This window comes from Caulobacter vibrioides, assembly GCF_002858865.1.
In the GTDB taxonomy this organism is placed as follows: Bacteria; Pseudomonadota; Alphaproteobacteria; order Caulobacterales; family Caulobacteraceae; genus Caulobacter; species Caulobacter vibrioides.
The window spans coordinates 354022-370749 of record NZ_PJRR01000019.1; the positions used below are offsets into that span (position 1 = coordinate 354022).

Consider the following 16728-nt stretch of genomic DNA (forward strand, 5'->3'; position numbering starts at 1 on the left):
TCCGACGCCCCGCCCTCGACACGATCGATATGCCGCCTAGCTGTTGAGCGAAGACTTCAGACCTTCGCCGACCTGGAAGCGGGCCGTCTTGGACGCGGGACGGTTGACGGTCTCACCGGTACGGGGATTACGCGCGGTTCCAGCCGCGCGGGTCACGGCCTTGAAGGTGCCAAAGCCGACAAGACGCACGTCTTGGCCCGATTTCAGCGAGTCCGTAACCGCTTCGATAAAGGCTTCCAGCGCGTCCTTGGCCTGGTTCTTGTTGATGCCCGCCTTCTCGGCGATCGCCGTAACGAGCTCGGCTTTTGTGGTCATGTTTCTCTCCCAGCCTGAGCGGCAACGCTTTCATCGCTGACGACGCTGCGCTCGAAGAGGATTATGGCGGTTGAAAAAGCCCCGTCAAACGCGAGCGGCGCGGGAAACTCCCGCGCCGCCTAAGTTACCATCGATAAGTTATCTTAGTGCGTCAGCATGGCGTCGCTGTCGCCGTCATCCTTCTTTGCAGAGGTGGTGATCGGCTCCTCAGCCTCGTTCCACTCCACCGGCGTCAGGGGGCCGGTCAGGGCATGCTTGAGCACCTCATCCACGGTCGACACCGGGATGATCTCAAGACCGTCCTTCACGGTTTGCGGCACATCCGCCAGGTCTTTCTCGTTCTCCTGCGGGATCAGGACCGTCTTCACGCCAGAGCGAAGTGCGGCGAGCAGCTTTTCCTTCAGGCCGCCGATCGCTGTAACGCGTCCCCGCAAGGTGATCTCGCCGGTCATGGCGATGTCCTTGCGGATCGGGATACCGGTCAGCACCGACACCATGGCCAGGGCCATGGCGATACCGGCCGAAGGCCCGTCCTTGGGCGTGGCGCCGTCCGGAACGTGGATGTGGACGTCGGTCTTCTCGAACACCGGCGGTTTGATGCCGAACTGCAGCGCGCGCGAGCGGACATAGCTGTTCGCGGCCGCGATCGACTCCTTCATCACGTCCTTCAGATTGCCGGTGATCTGCATACGACCCTTGCCCGGCATCTTCACGGCTTCGATCGTGAGAATGTCGCCGCCGAACTCGGTCCAGGCCAGGCCCGTTACGATACCGACCTGGTCGACCTCGTCGGTCTCACCGTAGCGGTACTTCTTCACGCCCGCGTACTTGGCCAGACGCTCGTCATCGATCGTGATCGAGGCGACCTTTTCCCGGGCCAGATCCCGCACCGTTTTGCGCGCCAGGGCGCCCAGTTCCCGCTCCAACGACCGAACGCCGGCTTCCCGGGTGTAGTAGCGGATAAGGTCGCGGATCGCCTTGTCGGGGACGATGAACTCGGCCGGCTTCAAGCCGTGGTCCTTGGCCAGCTTGGGCAGGATGTGCCGCTTGGCGATCTCCAGCTTCTCGTCCTCGGTGTAGCCGGGGATGCGGATGATCTCCATGCGGTCCAGCAGCGGCTGGGGCATGTTCAGGCTGTTGGCCGTCGTGACGAACATCACCTGCGACAGGTCGTAGTCGACCTCCAGGTAGTGATCGCCGAAGGTCGAGTTCTGCGACGGGTCCAGCACCTCGAGCAGCGCCGAGGCCGGATCGCCGCGATAGTCGCTGCCCATCTTGTCGATCTCGTCCAGCAGGACGAAGGCGTTGGTCGTCTTGGCCTTCTTCATCGACTGGACGACCTTGCCGGGCATCGAGCCGATGTAGGTGCGGCGGTGACCGCGGATCTCGGCTTCATCGCGCACGCCGCCCAGGCTCATGCGCACGAACTCGCGGCCGGTCGCCTTGGCGATCGACTTGCCCAGCGAGGTCTTGCCCACGCCCGGAGGGCCGACAAGGCAGAGGATCGGCCCCTTCAGCGAGTTGGTGCGCGCCTGCACGGCCAGATACTCAAGGATCCGCTCCTTGACCTTCTCCAGACCATAGTGGTCGGCGTCCAGGATGCCCTCGCTCTCGACGAGGTCGATCTTCTTGGTCTTGGCCTTGCCCCACGGGATCGACAGCAGCCAGTCCAGGTAGTTCCGGACCACAGTGCTTTCGGCCGACATCGGGCTCATGTTGCGCAGCTTCTTCAGCTCGCTCTCGGCCTTGGTGCGGGCTTCCTTGGAAAGCTTGGTCTTCTTGATCCGCTTCTCGAGATCGATCAGCTCGTCGCGCGCATCGTCAGGATCGCCCAGCTCGCGCTGGATCGCCTTCATCTGCTCGTTGAGGTAATATTCGCGCTGGGTCTTCTCCATCTGGCGCTTCACGCGCGAGCGGATCTTCTTCTCGACCTGCAGCACCGAGATCTCGCCCTCCATCAGGGCGAACACCTTCTCCAAGCGCTTCACGACGTCGAAGATTTCCAGCAGGTTCTGCTTGTCGCCGATCTTCACCGACAGGTGCGCGGCGATGCTGTCGGCCAGCTTGCCGGGCTCAGCGATCTGCGGGATCGACGCCAGGGCCTCCGGCGGCACCTTCTTGTTCAGCTTCACGTAGTTTTCGAACTGCTCGACGACCGCCCGCGACAACGCCTCGGCCTCAGGGCCCGCCCCATCGTCTTCGGAAACCTCGCCGATCTGAGCCTCATAGTAAGACTCCTGATCGGTGAAGCTCACGACGGCGGCGCGCGCCTTGCCTTCGACCAGAACCTTCACGGTGCCATCGGGCAGCTTCAGCAGCTGCAGCACGGTGGCCAGCACGCCGACCTCAAAGATGTCGCCCGGCGCCGGATCATCGTCAGCCGAGTTCTTCTGCGTCACGAGCAGGATCTGCTTATCGCCGCGCATCACCTCTTCGAGCGCGCGCACGGATTTATCGCGGCCCACAAATAGCGGCACCACCATGTGCGGGAACACAACGATATCCCGCAGCGGCAAGACAGGAAGCGTACGTAGTTCGGACATGTTCTCAATACTCCCGGCCGAGGCCCTGAAAGGCGCCTGGCCATGCGGGCCGCCGTAACACCAGACGATGCGCCTGAGTCGATCAGCCCGTCCGCCCGGGACTGGGCGAATGGTCGTTATTTATGTGGACGTTTTACAACACGGTTCAAGCGCGCTCGCCCAACAGCGGCGACTGGTCGCGCGACACCGGTCAAGTTGAGCGCCCTATGCCTCTTTGACGGCAAAACGCAGAAGAAAAGACCTCACATCTCCCCGCTGGTGGCGCATGCGCGGCGTTCACGCCTCGCACGGCCAGTGCAACGAGGCTTCGAAAGCACGCGCTCGAGGCCAGTTATCCACGAAAAAGGCGCGCCATCCGATGATGGCGCGCCCTAATCGCTGCAGGAGGCTTCGGTTAGGCCGAGGCCGCCCCACCCTTTTTCTCGGCATAGATCAGCAGCGGCTGAGCCCGGCCTTCGACGACCTCGGCGTTGACCACCACTTCCTCGACGCCCTCGTAGGTCGGCAGCTCGAACATGGTCTCCAGCAGGATGCCTTCCATGATCGAGCGCAGGCCGCGCGCGCCGGTCTTGCGCGCGATAGCCTTCTTGGCCACCTGATGCAGAGCATCTTCGGTGAAGGTCAGGCCGATGTTCTCCATCTCGAACAGGCGCTGATACTGCTTGACGAAGGCGTTCTTCGGCTCGGTCAGGATCTTGACCAGGGCGGCCTCGTCCAGATCCTCCAGCGTGGCGACCACCGGCAGACGGCCGATGAACTCCGGGATCAGGCCGAAACGCTGCAGGTCGTCGGGCTCGACGTTCCGAAGGATCTCGCCCGTCCGGCGCTCTTCGGGATCGGTCACCTTGGCGCCGAAGCCGATCGACTTGGCCGCGCCGCGCGCCGAGATGATCTTCTCCAGGCCAGCGAAGGCGCCGCCACAGATGAACAGGATGTTCGTCGTGTCGACCTGCAGGAACTCCTGCTGAGGATGCTTGCGCCCGCCCTGCGGCGGCACGGAGGCGACCGTGCCTTCCATGATCTTCAGCAGAGCCTGCTGCACGCCCTCGCCCGACACGTCGCGAGTGATCGACGGGTTGTCGGACTTGCGGCTGATCTTGTCGATTTCGTCGATGTAGACGATGCCGCGCTGGGCGCGCTCGACGTTGTAGTCGGCGGCCTGCAGCAGCTTCAGCACGATGTTCTCGACGTCTTCGCCGACGTAACCGGCTTCGGTCAGCGTCGTGGCGTCCGCCATCGTGAACGGAACGTCGATGATTCGGGCCAGCGTCTGCGCCAGCAGGGTCTTACCCGTACCGGTCGGACCGACCAGCAGGATGTTCGACTTGGCCAGTTCGACGTCGTTATTCTTCGAAGCGTGGTTCAGCCGCTTGTAGTGATTGTGCACAGCGACCGCGAGGACCTTCTTAGCGTGACCTTGACCGATCACGTAATCATCCAGGACTTCGCAGATTTCGCGCGGCGTCGGGACGCCGTCCTTAGACTTCACGAAGGCGATCTTGTGCTCTTCGCGGATGATGTCCATGCAGAGCTCGACGCATTCATCGCAAATGAACACCGTCGGTCCCGCGATGAGCTTGCGCACCTCATGTTGGCTCTTCCCGCAGAAAGAGCAGTACAGGGTGCTTTTCGTGTCGCCGCTCGCGGCTTTCGTCATGATCGCTTCTCACACTATGGCGACTACGGCTTACGCCGAGACGCCCCTTCCGAGCGCATACGCCGCCACCGAAGCAAGCAGAATACACGCCGGGAGTTGTCTAATCCTTGACATTCCCCGATCCGGGCCAGGTTCACAAGCCTCGCCGGATCCTTTCGGCCGTGAAACGCGTGAACCCGTCTGATCGTGTCATGGGCTCCTCACTAAATTGGGCGATTGGCCCCCTCGTGCAAGCGCCGTGCGCCTAGGCCCTTACGGCTCTGAGCGGATAGCCTTATTACCAAACGAGGATTCGTGAGGAACCAGGCGCGTCGGACGTGCTTGAATGGAAGTAGATGGCTAAGCGTTCTTGGATGGCTAAGGGATTGAGCGCCTCGCGCCCGATGACCGGCGAAATGGGGCATGAGCCGTTGCTCGTGGCCTTCGATTTCGACGGCACCCTGACCGTGAAGGACAGCTTCAATGCTTTCCTGAAGTGGCGTGCAGGCCCGCGGTGGTCTCTTGGCGTGCTGCGCCTGACGCCGGCGCTCATCGCCTATGTGTTCGATCGCAATCGCGGAAAGCTCAAGGCCGCCGCGGTGCGCCAGTTCCTCAAGGGTGCGACCGTCGCCCAGATCGAGAACGACGCCCGCGCCTTCGCCGAGGCGTTCGCCCCGTCGCTGTTGCGCCCTGACGCGGTGGCGGTCTGGCGTGGATGGCGGGCCAAGGGAGCGAAGATGGTGATCGTGACCGCGTCTCCCGACCTCATCGTGGCGCCCTTCGCGCGCGGACTCGGCGCCGACCTGCTGATCGGCACGCGTCTGCGATGCTCGGACGACGGACGCATCCTGGGCGGCCTCGACGGGAACAACTGCCGGGCGAAAGAGAAGGTGATCCGCCTGCGCGAGGTCTTCGGGCCCGACGTTCGCCTCACGGCTGCCTATGGCGACACCTCCGGCGACACCGAGATGCTCGCGATCGCCGATGAGAAGGGCTACCGGATTTTCCGGGGCAAGCCGGCCTAACCGATCCGCCTGGCGATCAACGCAACAAAAAAGCCGCCGACCTCCTGGCCGGCGGCTTTGTCGTTGAAGCGCTGAGGCTTATTCAGCGCCGGCTTCAGCCGCGTCGCGGCTGTCGTAGACGTGGTCGACCAGGCCCCAGGCCTTGGCCTCGTCGGCGCTCATGAAGTGGTCGCGGTCCAGGGTGCGCTCGACCTCTTCATAGGTGCGGCCGCAATGCTTGACGTAAATCTCGTTCAGGCGGCGCTTGGTCTTGATGATGTCCTCGGCGTGACGCTCGATATCCGAAGCCTGACCCCGGAAGCCGCCCGACGGCTGGTGCACCATGATCCGCGCGTTCGGCAGCGAAATACGCTGACCAGCGGCACCGGCGGCCAGAAGCAGCGAACCCATCGAGGCGGCCATGCCCATGCAGACCGTCGAGACCGGGCTCTTGATGTACTGCATGGTGTCATAGATCGCGAGACCAGCCGTCACCACGCCGCCCGGCGAGTTGATGTACATGGCGATTTCCTTCTTCGGGTTCTCGGACTCGAGGAAGAGCAGCTGCGCGCAGATCAGGCTGGCCATGCCGTCCTCGACCGGACCGGTCAGGAAGATGATCCGTTCCTTCAACAGGCGCGAGAAGATGTCGAAAGCGCGCTCACCGCGGCTGGTCTGCTCGACCACCATCGGCACCAGGTTCATCGCCGTCGAAACCGGATCGTACATCATGGGGATCACCCTTTTTGTGTGTGCTGGCGACGCGGAAACGAATCAGCCTCCGCGTGGCGTCGCTCACGCATATCGCGTTCCCCTTAACAGGTTGCAAGGAGCGCGCGACGCGGCCTGAAACGAAAAAGGCGCGGCCCTCGCGAGCCGCGCCTCGTTCAATTCCAGCCTGGCGAAGCCTTAGCCGCCATAGCCTTCCGGCAGGTCGTCTTCTTCCAGGAGTTCGTCCTTGGAGACTTCCTTTTCCTCGATCTTGGCCTTGCCGAAGATCAGGTCGACGACCTTGTCTTCATAGATCGGGGCGCGCAGGGCGGCCTGCAGGTCGGCGCGCTGGCGGTACATGTCGAACACTTGCTGAGCCTGAGCGCCGTATTGGCGGGCTTCGCGCATGATGGCGTCGGTCAGCTCCTGGTCGGTGACGACCACGTCGTTCTTGCGGCCGATCTCGGCGAGCACCAGACCCAGGCGCACACGGCGCTCGGCGATCTTCTTGTACTCGTCCTTCAGCTGGTCTTCGGTCTTCTCGGCGTCTTCCGGCGGCAGGCCGCCACGGGCCTTATCGGCCTCGACCTGTTGCCAGATGCCGGCGAACTCGGCGTCGACCATGCGCGGCGGCAGCGGGAAGTCGTGCTTGGTGTCCAGCACGTCCAGCAGCGCGCGCTTCAGCTTGAAGCGCGAGGAGTTGTCGTAGCGGCCGGCCAGGTTCGACTTCAGCAGCTCGGTCAGAGCGGCCAGATCCGACAGACCCAGGCGCTTGGCCAGCTCGTCGTCGGCCTTGCCGTCGACCGGGGCGCGGACTTCCTGAACCTTGGTGGCGAACTCGGCGTCCTTACCGGCCAGATCCTTGGCCTGGTACTCTTCCGGGAACTTGACCTTGACGACGACGTCGTCGCCCGGCTTGGCGCCGACCAGTTGGTCTTCAAAGCCCGGGATGAACTGGCCCGAACCCAGGACGAGTTCGGCGCCTTCGGCCTTGCCCCCGGCGAACTCGACGCCGTCGATCGTGCCGACGAAATCGATCAGCAGCTGGTCGCCGTCCTTGGCCTTCAGGCTCTTGCCGGTACGCGGCTCGTAGGTGCGAGCCTGCTTGGCCAGTTCGTCGAGGGCCTCTTGGACTTCCTCGTCCGAGACCTTGTAAACGGGCTTCACCAGCTCGATCGACGCCGGGTCGATCGGCTCGAATTCCGGCATCACTTCGACTGCGAGGTCGAACGACAGGTCTTCACCGCCGGCGATGACCTTGTCCATGTCCGACGACGGGTTCAGCTCAGGCTGGCCAGCCGGACGCAGCTTGTTGTCTTCGAGGACCTTGGTGGTCGTCTCGTTCAGGGCCTGCTCGATGACTTCGCCCATCAGGGCCTTGCCGTACAGGCGACGAACGTGGGCCGTCGGCACCTTGCCCGGACGGAAACCCTTCACGTTCATTTGCGGGGCGACTTCGGCGATCCGCGCTTCCAGACGCGTAGCCAGTTCACTCGCGGGCACCGTAACGCCAAAAACGCGGCTGAGGCCTTCGCCCGACTTTTCAACGATCTGCATCGACATTCTTAATTCTCGGGTCGGGGCGCCGGGCGCCCGAGCTCCGCCCTGGGGTCCAAAAGATCGACGCCGCCCAGGAGGTGCCGGGGCGGCGAAAGAGCGCCCTTATGTCACGACGTGCGCGAGCATCCAAGAGCGGCGGCGATAAAACTCGTACACCCCCTAAGGGGTGCTACGAGAGGTATGGTGCGGATGAGAGGACTCGAACCTCCACGCCTCGCGGCGCTGGAACCTAAATCCAGTGCGTCTACCAGTTTCGCCACATCCGCGTGCGCCCGGCATTACGGGTTGCGGGCGGGGCGCGCAAGTCCGCTCAGCGCTCTTGGTGCAGACGAGCAAGGATCGCGGGAGCCAAGCCTGGCAAATCCTCCGCGATCAGGCCAGGCCCATGAAGCGCGCCGCACTCGGCGTGTATCCAGGCGCCCGCGCACGCCGCCTCGAAGCTCCCCATCCCTTGCGCCAACAGCCCGCCGATAAAGCCGGCGAGGACGTCCCCTGACCCCGCCGTCGCCAGCCAAGGCGTCCCGTTGAGCCCGACCGCGGCTCGGCCGTCCGGCGCAGCGATGACCGTGTCCGCCCCTTTCAGCAGGATGACTGCGCCCGCCGCGCTCGCCGCCTCGCGCGCTGCGGTGATCCGCTCCGGCGACCTGCCGAGCAGGCCCGGGAAGATCCGCTCGAACTCCCCCGGATGGGGCGTCAGGACATCATCGCGGTCCAGGCAGGCGAAGAGTTCGCCGGGATCGTCCCGGAAGCTCGTCAGCGCATCGGCATCGGCCACAAGCGCGGCCCCGGTTTGCGTCAGGGCGCGCAGATTGCGCGCCGTCGCGTCCCCTACCCCGGCGGCGGGCCCGATAATGACTGCGTCAGCCTTCTCCGCCCTGGCGGCGAGATCAGCGTCAGACTCAAACGACGCCAGCATGACCGCTTCGAGATGGCTAGCGTTCACAGACAGAGCCGACGGCGGCGAAAGCAGGGTCACCGCCCCGGCGCCGATCCTCAACCCGCCCCGCGCGGCAAGGCGGGCGGCCCCGGTGTTCCAGGCGTCGCCGCTGACGACGCTCAATCGCCCGCGGCTATGCTTGTGAGCATCGATCGCCGGCCATGGATATCGCTCGCGCCACAGCGACGGGTCATTCTCGAAAAGCGCTGCGCTCGCCACCGTGGAAAGCCCGATGTCGGACACCAGGATGTCGCCACAGGCCTTGCGGCCTTCGATCAGGACGTGCGCAGGCTTGCGACGGTGGAAGGTGATGGTGAGTTCCGCCGCCAGCGCGACGCCGTCCAGGGATCGGCCGGTATCGCCGTGAACGCCCGACGGCGTATCGACCGCGACGATCGTCAAGGCCTGCCGTACGGCGGTGCGCGCGAGCTCGGCGACCTCGCCCTCCAGCGGCCGCGAAAGGCCCGCGCCGAACATCGCGTCAATATAGAGCGCCTCCGCAGCCAGGCGCTGCGACAATGGCTTGACCTCTCCGCGCCAGCGCGAAGCCGCCCAGCGGCAGGCGTCCGTAGCCGGCGGGTAAGCCGCCTCGACGACGACCGGCCAACCATGCCGCCGCAGGTGGCGTGCGGCGACATAGCCGTCTCCGCCATTGTCGCCCGGCCCGCACCATACGACCACGGGGCGGCGCTGATAGCGGGCTCGCACCGCCTGCGCCACCGCTTCGCCGGCGCGCTCCATGAGCACAGGGATTGGCGTCCCCGCCAGAACAGCGGCGCGGTCGCTCGCGGCCATTTCGGCGATAGTCAGGATCTCTCGGGCCACGGCGCTACCTCAAAGGACTTGGCTTTGAGCTTCTCGGCCTTTCGCGATCAGGATCAAGCGGTCGTCTTCAATTCCGAACACCGTGCGTGAACAGTGGTCCGGCCGGAACGCCATCACTTCGGGCCGTCCGGTGGCTGCCGACACCGCGCCATTCAGAGCCACGAAGTGGCTGAACACCGCCGCACCGCCATGCTCGCCCAGCGCCGCCGCGACAGCCCTGGTCCACTTGGTGTAGTCGATATCGCCGACGATCTCGTCCCAGCGCCCACCGAAAGCCGCGCGCAGCCAGGCGGGTCGCTCCTCGGCCGAGAGGGCCGCAGGCGTCGGGATCTCACCGACGCGCGGATCGATCACGAGCGCAACCCCCAGCGCTTCGGCCAGCGGCGCGGCGGTCTCCCGGCAGCGTCGCAGCGGAGATGAGACCACGCGTGAGGGGCGCTCGTGCTCTGGCAAGCTCAAGATCTCATCCGCGACAGCCCTGGCCTGGGCAAGTCCAACCTCATCCAGCCCAGGATCCTCGTCCGCGCCGCCCCAGGTGGATGCCGGCCGACCGTGGCGGATGACATGCACGATCTTCATGGCGCTCAGTCCGGTACGAACAGGTTGCGGACACCGTCCGGATGCGGCCCGACGGTCCCGGTCCGTCCGACACCTTCGCGACTCTCCAGATCGCGGAGGACCTCGGGCTCGTCGGGGGTCTGGGCGACAAACCTGCGGCCTTCGCTGTCACGCCCGATCACGATCCCCATCCGAACGCCCTCGCGACCGTGAACGACCGTGTAGGTCTCGATCACCGCCCTGCCCTCCGGCTTTTCGATGATTTCCGGATGCGGCAGCGCATCGATCCTGGCCTGGATGACTGACGGCGGCTCACGCTCCCATTTCCCCTCGACCGGACGGGTCGAATAGATGCCGACGGACTGCTTGGTCAGGAACCAGCCGTTGGCGGTCGAAAGCCCGTAAGCGCCCGGCCGAGCCCTCAGCTTGGCGACCATCTCGGCGATGGCGTGCAGCGCGTAATTGTTTCCAGGGCCGCCGAAGTAAGGCAGGCCGCCCGTGATGGTCAGCCCGCGAGGGTCGTCGAGCGCCAGGCCAATCTCCTCGGCGCCGATCCGCACGGCCGAGGGGAAGCACGAGTAGAGGTCAATGACGTCGAGATCGTCCACGCTGATCCCGGCCATTTCGAAAGCGCGCTGACCCGTCAGGCGCATGGCCGGACTGGAATGATAGTCCTGCCGCTCCAGCGGATACCAGAGGTCGCAAGCGTCGGCGCAACCATGCAGGAAGACCCACTTGTCTTCCGGAACGCCCAACTCGCGCGCCTTCCTGACGCTGGCGATCAAGACGGCCGCTGACTGGTCCACCTCCATGATCGCATTGAGATACTTCGGATAGGGATAGCCGACCATGCGGTTGCGATCAGTGACCGTCACCAATTCCTCGGCGGTTCGCTCAACCGGAAACCACGCGTGTGGATTGGCGGCCGCGACCTTGGTGAAGGGCGCGAAAAAGGCGCCCAGCTGTTTCTGATGCTCTTCCTGCGATCGCCCATCGCGAGCGCGCAGCGCGTTCTCGAACAGCGGATAGGTATTGACCGGATAGCCGAGCCCGTGCGCGGCCTCCTGGCGAGTCACCCCGGGCCTTGGATCGCCGATGCGCTGGGGCGCGGTCGTGATGTCGTCGCCCCAACCATCGAAACCCAGCCCGCCCTTCATCCGCTTCATCAGCGAGCCGAGGAATTCGGCGCCGGTCACGAGGGCCAGATCGGACTCGCCTTGAGCGATCCGTTCGCAAACCACATTGACCGCCTGCTGGGGGCTGTTGCCGCCTGTTTCGGTATAGACGCTCCAGCGCGGTGAAGCAGACACGGCCCGCGCGAGCGACGCCGGCGGATCGCTGAGACGCGGTAGCGGAAGCTTCGATAGCCCGCCGGGAGCGTCGATGCTGAACGCCACGACCGCTAAAGCGTCCAGTTCGGCAAGAACCGTTCCCGACAGACCGGCATCAAGAACGGCGCGTTCCGCCGCAACTTTCAGCAGTTCCAGCGGCGACGGCGAATTCGCGGCCTCACCACGATAGGTGAATTGGCCCGCCCCGATCAAAACCGGTGTGTCGTCGCGCATATCCGCCCCCATTCAAACGTTCGTTGGGCGCGATCGTAGGCGTCAAATGAAGCACCGCAAGGCCATTTGGATGTGGTTTTAGCTTTGCATGAATCGTGTGCGCTCGACGCCTAGTTTTTAATCACATGCTTACGAGTCAACCGTTCGGTCAGATTTGTCGCGAGCGCTCGCTTGCGACCTGCGGGGCGGCGTGATGGTTGCGCCTCAGAGAAGGCGGTTCGCCGCCGACGGGCCCGAAAGTGGAACCGATGAAGAAGATCGAAGCCGTCATCAAGCCGTTCAAGCTGGATGAGGTGAAGGAGGCCCTGCAGGACATGGGCGTCCAAGGCATGACCGTGCTCGAGGCCAAGGGCTACGGCCGTCAGAAAGGCCACACCGAGCTTTATCGCGGCGCCGAGTACGTCGTGGACTTCCTCCCCAAGATCAAGGTGGAGGTCGTCGTCGAGGACAGCCAGCTCGAGCCCGCGCTGGAAGCCATCACCCGCGCCGCCCGCACGGGCCGCATCGGCGACGGCAAGATTTTCGTCTCGGAGATCGCGGAAGTGATCCGCATCCGAACCGGAGAAAACGGTCCGGCCGCCGTCTAGGCCGGTTCGTCAGCAACTAAAGAGTTCTACAAGGGGATACGGAATGAGCACCGCCAAGGACATCCTGAACCTGATCAAGGAAAAGGACGTGAAGTACGTCGACGTCCGTTTCACGGACGTGCGCGGCAAGATGCAGCACGTGACCTTCGACATCGACCTCGTCGACGACGACTTCCTGAACGACGGCACGATGTTCGACGGTTCGTCGATCGCCGGCTGGAAGGCCATCAACGAGTCCGACATGAAGCTGCGCCCCGACCTGTCGAGCGCGATCATCGACCCGTTCTACCAGCAGACCACGCTGGCGCTGTTCTGCGACGTCGTGAACCCCGACACCGGCACGCCTTACAACCGCGACCCGCGCTCGATCGCCAAGGCCGCACTGAACTACCTGAAGTCGGCCGGCGTGGGCGACACCGTCTACTTCGGCCCTGAAGCCGAGTTCTTCATCTTCGACGACGTGCGCTGGTCGACCGCCCCGCACGACACCAGCTACTCGTTCGACTCGACCGAACTGCCGGTCAACTCCAACAAGCAGTACGCCGAAGGCAACATGGGTCACCGCCCGGGTCCGAAGGGCGGCTACTTCCCGGTGAACCCGGTCGACAGCTGCCAGGACCTGCGCGGCGAAATGCTGGCCGTCATGGGCGAGCTGGGCATGAAGCCGGAAAAGCACCACCACGAAGTGGCGCCCGCCCAGCACGAGCTTGGCCTGAAGTTCGACACCATGGTCACCATGGCCGACCGGATGCAGCTCTATAAGTACGTCATCCACAACGTCGCGGCCGCCTACGGCAAGACCGCCACCTTCATGGCCAAGCCGATGTTCGCCGACAACGGTTCGGGCATGCACGTGCACCAGTCGATCTGGCAGGACGGCAAGCCGCTGTTCGCCGGCGACAAGTATGCTGGCCTGTCGCAGGAATGCCTGTGGTACATCGGCGGCATCATCAAGCACGCCAAGGCCATCAACGCGTTCTCGAACTCGACGACGAACTCGTACAAGCGCCTGGTGCCCGGCTACGAAGCCCCGGTGAAGCTGGCCTACAGCTCGCGCAACCGCTCGGCCTCGATCCGCATCCCGCACGTCGACTCGCCGAAGGCTAAGCGTCTGGAAGCCCGCTTCCCCGACCCGATGGGCAACCCCTATCTGACGTTCGTCGCTCTGCTGATGGCCGGCCTGGACGGCATCATCAACAAGATCGATCCGGGCGCTCCGGCCGACAAGAACCTGTACGATCTGCCGCCCCGCGAGCAGAAGAAGATCCCGGAAGTCTGCGGCTCGCTGCGCGAAGCCTTGGAAAACCTCGACAAGGACCGCGCCTTCCTGAAGGCCGGCGGCGTCATGGATGACGATTTCATCGACAGCTACATCGAGCTGAAGATGGAAGAGGTGATGCGCCTGCAACTGCACCCGCACCCGGTCGAGTTCGAAATGTACTACAAGTGCTAAGCGCTTAAGGCTTAGGACAAACGCCAAGGGGCCGGAGAGCGATCTCCGGCCCCTTTTCATTGCGCCGCGCCAGGACGGCGCTCCAGAAGTAGAATGACTTATTACTTAAGTGGCGCCGACTGAACAAAATTGTCGCAAGTTCGCAACATTGACGACGCAATCGCCCCCAAGTTCCTGAAAAGACGTGATGCGCGATATCCCTTGGGCGGAGACTTGGCCTATCGCAGCCCAAACGGAATCGCCGCCAACGCCTGGACCACAACTCAGCGACGCGGCGTCTCGACAGGATATCTCATGCACAGCCTCAATAGCTCTCTTCGCCGCGCCCTGACGCTTTCGTGCGGCGCCGCCGCGCTGGTCACGGCCATGGCCGCCGCGCCGGCCGCCTTCGCCCAGGACACCAAGGTGGGCGAAGTGATCATCACCGCCCAGAAGCGCAGCGAAAACCTGCAGGACGTTCCGGTCTCGGTGGCCGCCATCAGCGGCGAGCGCCTGCAGTCGACCTTCGCGGCCGGTGACGACATCCTGGCCCTGTCGGCCAAGGCGCCGGGCCTGTACGCGGAATCCTCGAACGGCCGCGTCGCCCCGCGCTTCTACATCCGCGGCCTGGGCAACGCCGACTTCGATCTGGCCGCCTCGCAGCCCGTTTCGATCATCCAGGACGAAGTCGTTCTGGAGAACGTCGTCCTGAAGAGCTCGCCGCTCTATGACCTCGACCGCGTTGAAGTGCTGCGCGGCCCGCAGGGCACCCTGTTCGGTCGCAACACCACGGCCGGCATCGTCAAGTTCGACACCATCAAGCCGTCGGAAGAAATGAAGGGCCGCGCTTCGGCGACCTACGGCAGCTTCAACACCTTCACCTTCGACGGCGGCGTCGGCGGCGCTCTGGTCGAGGGCAAGCTGGCGGCGCGGGCGTCGGTTCTGTTCCAGCATCGCGACGACTGGATCGACAACGGCTTCACCAAGAAGAAGAACGTCATGGGCGGCTTCAACGAGCGCGCCGCCCGCCTGCAGCTGCTGTTCACCCCGACCGAGAAGCTGGACGCCCTGTTCAACGTCCACGGCCGCGACCTGGACGGCACCGCCGCCGTCTTCCGCGCCAACGTCCTGACCAAGGGCTCCAACAAGCTCAACGCGAACTACGACCGCGACACCGTCTATTTCGACGCCGGCGCCAACAACCCGCAGAGCTATAAGGGCTACGGGGCCTCGGCGAACATCGGCTACGACTTCGGCTTCGCCAAGCTGACCTCGATCACCGCCTACGAAAACACCCACGGCTTCAGCCGCGGCGACATCGACGGCGGCAATCCCACGGGCCCGGGCTTCATCCCGTTCCAGTCGGACACCCAGGACGGCATCAAGGATCTGGATCAGTGGACCCAGGAAGTTCGCCTGGCCAGCAACACTGACGGTGCGCTGAGCTGGCAAGTCGGCGGCTTCTACTTCGATACGAAGTACGCCATCCAGACCAACCCCTTCTTCGCCCCCGCCACCACGCTGCAACAGAAGAACACCGCCTGGGCCGTGTTCGGTCAGGCGTCGTACAAGGTCAGCGATCAACTCTCCCTGACCGGCGGCCTGCGCTATACCGACGACGACAAGGACATGAAGGTCCTCTCGGGTCCGAACATGGCCGCGCCGGTTTCGGTGTCGGACTCGCACCTGAGCTGGGACCTGTCGGCGTTCTATACCGTCAGCGAAGATGTCAGCGTCTACGCCAAGGTCGCCTCGGGCTTCCGCGGTCCGTCGATCCAGGGTCGCGACATCGCGTTCTTCTCGCCGGCCTCGGCGGCGAAGTCCGAAACCATCATGTCGTATGAGCTGGGCCTGAAGAGCGAGCTGTTCGACCGCCGCGTGCGCCTGAACGGCGCGGTGTTCGCCTACTCGATCGACGATCCGCAGTTCAGCGCGGTCGGCGGCGGCAGCAACTCCAACCGCCTGATCAACGCCAAGAAGGGCGAGGCCTATGGCCTGGAGCTGGACAGCGAGTTCGTGGTCACGCCGAACTTCGTCGTCACCGCCGGCTACAGCTACGCTCACACCGAGATCAAGGACCGCACCCTGGCCGTGGCCACCTGCGCGGCCTGCACCGTGACGGATCCCAAGACGGCCTCGGGCGCTGCGCTGGTCGATGGCAACCCCTTCCCGAACGCGCCGAAGTACACCTTCGACTTCACCGCCCGGTACGCCTATCCGGTGGCCAGCGGCGAACTGTTCGCCTTCACCGATTGGAAGGTGCAGGGCTACACCAACCTGTTCCTCTACGAGTCGAAGGAATTCTACTCGAAGGGTGATTTCGAAGGTGGCCTGAAGCTGGGCTACGCCAACAAGGAAGGCGGCTGGGAAGTCGCGGCCTTCGCTCGCAACATCACCAACGAGCACAACATCAAGGGCGCGATCGACTTCAACAACCTGACCGCGTTCGTCAACGAACCGCGTGTCATCGGCGTCTCGATCGACGCGCGCTTCTAAGCCGCAAGACCTGGGTAGACTGGGAAAGGCCGCGGAGCGATCCGCGGCCTTTTCTGTCTGGCTCTAGGCCTTCAGGCCTTGGCCGCCGATGGGCGTTGTTTCAAAGCGTTGCGGAAAGCCCGCGATGATGGGCCTTGCCTTCGCAATCGCGGCCTGCACCGCCGGCAGCTTCAACGAGCCGGCGTGCGCGGCCTTGTCGGTCCAGACCTCCGTGATCCAGATCGCCTCGGGGTTGGCCGGATCCGTCGCGAGCACATAGCTCAGGCAACCCGGCATATCCGCCGTCCCCTCAGCAAGGATGGCGAGCAGTTCGTCACGCTTGCCCGGCGCAGCGAGCATCTGACCGATCAAGCCGTACATAGGCATTTTTCCCGCCTGAGCCTTCGAAACCGTCGGGAGCGCGACGGCCGCCACGCCGCCGGCCAGGACTTCCCGTCGCCCAAAATCAGTATCGCTCAATCCCGCCCCCTTAGCGGCGCACCCGCGCGCCATCGGCCTCAGTGCGCGATCGAGGTTCGAGGCGCCGCGCAAAGTTTTTGCGGGCGGACGGACAAGTTCG

The 16728-nt window shown here is 64.3% G+C and carries 13 protein-coding genes and 1 tRNA gene; 4 read left to right on the top strand and 10 right to left on the bottom strand.

Going from position 1 to position 16728, the window contains the following annotated elements; genetic code table 11:
* Positions 1-36 precede the first annotated feature (36 nt).
* From CVUC_RS15955 to clpX, 3 genes are all read right to left on the bottom strand, one after another.
* Entirely contained in the window at positions 37-315 is a 279-nt protein-coding gene (locus CVUC_RS15955; RefSeq protein ID WP_010919825.1) for an HU family DNA-binding protein, read from the bottom strand.
* A 143-nt stretch (positions 316-458) separates the two neighbouring features.
* On the bottom strand, positions 459-2858 hold the full coding sequence (gene lon / locus CVUC_RS15960; RefSeq protein WP_010919826.1) for an endopeptidase La: 2400 nt from the start codon (positions 2856-2858) through the stop codon (positions 459-461).
* A 394-nt stretch (positions 2859-3252) separates the two neighbouring features.
* Positions 3253-4515, bottom strand: coding sequence for an ATP-dependent protease ATP-binding subunit ClpX (clpX, locus tag CVUC_RS15965; RefSeq protein ID WP_010919827.1), 1263 nt, complete (start codon positions 4513-4515; stop codon positions 3253-3255).
* 335 nt (positions 4516-4850) lie between these two features.
* Between clpX and CVUC_RS15970 the strand changes: the two genes are divergently transcribed.
* Positions 4851-5519, top strand: a complete 669-nt coding sequence (locus tag CVUC_RS15970) for an HAD-IB family hydrolase (RefSeq protein WP_096033412.1) — start codon at positions 4851-4853, stop codon at positions 5517-5519.
* A 78-nt stretch (positions 5520-5597) separates the two neighbouring features.
* Here CVUC_RS15970 and CVUC_RS15975 read toward each other — a convergent pair whose 3' ends face one another.
* The 6 genes from CVUC_RS15975 to CVUC_RS16000 all read right to left on the bottom strand — a co-directional run bounded on the left by CVUC_RS15975 (position 5598) and on the right by CVUC_RS16000 (position 11666).
* Entirely contained in the window at positions 5598-6239 is a 642-nt protein-coding gene (locus tag CVUC_RS15975; RefSeq protein ID WP_012640374.1) for an ATP-dependent Clp protease proteolytic subunit, read from the bottom strand.
* Between the two features lie 168 nt (positions 6240-6407).
* Complete coding sequence (tig, locus tag CVUC_RS15980) at positions 6408-7766, bottom strand: trigger factor (protein ID WP_272865298.1); 1359 nt, start codon at positions 7764-7766, stop codon at positions 6408-6410.
* 184 nt (positions 7767-7950) lie between these two features.
* Positions 7951-8035, bottom strand: a tRNA-Leu gene (locus CVUC_RS15985).
* Between the two features lie 44 nt (positions 8036-8079).
* A complete protein-coding gene (locus CVUC_RS15990) occupies positions 8080-9531 on the bottom strand; it encodes an NAD(P)H-hydrate dehydratase (RefSeq protein ID WP_096033414.1) in 1452 nt (483 codons plus the stop codon).
* Between the two features lie 9 nt (positions 9532-9540).
* Positions 9541-10110, bottom strand: coding sequence for a histidine phosphatase family protein (locus tag CVUC_RS15995; protein WP_096033415.1), 570 nt, complete (start codon positions 10108-10110; stop codon positions 9541-9543).
* A 5-nt stretch (positions 10111-10115) separates the two neighbouring features.
* On the bottom strand, positions 10116-11666 hold the full coding sequence (locus CVUC_RS16000; protein ID WP_096033416.1) for an acetyl-CoA acetyltransferase: 1551 nt from the start codon (positions 11664-11666) through the stop codon (positions 10116-10118).
* A gap of 236 nt (positions 11667-11902) precedes the next feature.
* Between CVUC_RS16000 and CVUC_RS16005 the strand changes: the two genes are divergently transcribed.
* The 3 genes from CVUC_RS16005 (at position 11903) to CVUC_RS16015 (ending at position 16169) form a co-directional block, all read left to right on the top strand.
* Positions 11903-12241 carry a P-II family nitrogen regulator gene (locus CVUC_RS16005; protein ID WP_010919834.1) on the top strand — a complete coding sequence of 113 codons (339 nt, stop codon included), beginning with the start codon at positions 11903-11905 and terminating at the stop codon, positions 12239-12241.
* A 43-nt stretch (positions 12242-12284) separates the two neighbouring features.
* Complete coding sequence (gene glnA / locus CVUC_RS16010) at positions 12285-13694, top strand: type I glutamate--ammonia ligase (RefSeq protein ID WP_010919835.1); 1410 nt, start codon at positions 12285-12287, stop codon at positions 13692-13694.
* 294 nt (positions 13695-13988) lie between these two features.
* A complete protein-coding gene (locus tag CVUC_RS16015; RefSeq protein WP_164468135.1) occupies positions 13989-16169 on the top strand; it encodes a TonB-dependent receptor in 2181 nt (726 codons plus the stop codon).
* Between the two features lie 63 nt (positions 16170-16232).
* Here CVUC_RS16015 and CVUC_RS19935 read toward each other — a convergent pair whose 3' ends face one another.
* Positions 16233-16628 (bottom strand): putative quinol monooxygenase, encoded by a 396-nt coding sequence (locus CVUC_RS19935; RefSeq protein ID WP_164468274.1) that lies wholly within the window; start codon positions 16626-16628, stop codon positions 16233-16235.
* Between the last annotated feature and the right edge of the window lie 100 nt (positions 16629-16728).